This window comes from Pseudonocardia halophobica, assembly GCF_027922425.1.
Classification (GTDB): Bacteria; Actinomycetota; Actinomycetes; order Mycobacteriales; family Pseudonocardiaceae; genus Pseudonocardia; species Pseudonocardia halophobica.
Genome location: NZ_BSFQ01000134.1, coordinates 1 through 1,112, shown reverse-complemented (window position 1 = coordinate 1,112; position 1,112 = coordinate 1). Strand labels below are relative to the sequence as shown.

Below are 1,112 nucleotides of genomic sequence, written 5' to 3'. Positions count from 1 at the left end.
CACCGACCACGCGATCCGCGACACCGAGGGCCCGCCTAAAGCGCCCGGGCCGTGCCGGTCGCCGTGCCACAGGTCGGCCCCGGCGACGGCTCAAACCGAGAGAACACCTTGACGGAGGAAGCACTGCGATGACCGAGCGTCCCTACACCAGCGTCTGGAACGACCTCAACCAGGTCGAGTTCAGCCAGGGCTTCCTGCAGGCCGGGCCCTACCGGACCCGCTATTTGCACGCCGGTGACGACTCCAAGCCCGTGCTGCTGTTCCTGCACGGCATCACCGGCCACGCCGAGGCCTACGTTCGCAACCTCAAGGCGCACGCCGAGCACTTCTCGGTCTGGGCGATCGACTTCATCGGGCACGGCTACTCCACCAAGCCCGACCACCCGCTGGAGATCCCGCACTACATCGACCAGGTCAACCACATCGTGGACACCCTCGGCGCGCAGAAGGCCTCCTTCTCCGGCGAGTCGCTCGGCGGCTGGGTCACCGCACGGTTCGCCCAGCAGCACCCCGAGCGCGTCGAGAAGATCGTGCTCAACACCATGGGCGGCACGATGGCCAACCTCAAGGTCATGGAGCGGCTCTACACGCTGTCCATGGAGGCCGCGAAGGACCCCTCCTGGGAGCGGGTCAAGGCGCGCCTGGAGTGGCTGATGGCCGACCCGACCATGGTCACCGACGACCTCATCCGCACCCGCCAGGCCATCTTCCAGCAGCCCGACTGGCTCAAGGCCTGCGAGTCGAACATGGCGCTGCAGGACCTCGAGACCCGCAAGCGCAACATGATCAGCGACGACGACCTGCGCGCGATCCAGGCCGAGGCCCTGGTCATCTGGACCACCAAGGACCCCTCCGGCCCGGTCGACGAGGGCGAGCGCATCGCCTCGCTGATCCCGAACGGCCGCCTCGCCGTGATGGAGGAGTGCGGGCATTGGCCGCAGTACGAGGACACCGAGACCTTCAACAAGATCCACCTCGACTTCCTGCTCGGCCGAGAGGAAGCGGCGCGATGACCCTCGCGCTGGTGGCGACGAGCCACAGCCAGCTGCTCGACCACGCCGAGCTGCTCGACGACCCCGCGGCGGAGCTCGACGCCGCCTTCGGCCAGGCGC

1 protein-coding gene is annotated in these 1,112 nt (G+C 68.2%); it reads left to right on the top strand.

Features of this window, described 5'->3' with window-relative positions; all coding sequences use genetic code 11:
- The first annotated feature begins 128 nt into the window (after positions 1 to 128).
- The gene (locus PKE99_RS37675; RefSeq protein ID WP_037054152.1) at positions 129 to 1,013 is read left to right on the top strand and encodes an alpha/beta fold hydrolase; all 885 of its coding nucleotides are present in this window, start codon (positions 129 to 131) and stop codon (positions 1,011 to 1,013) included.
- Positions 1,014 to 1,112: the final 99 nt, after the last annotated feature.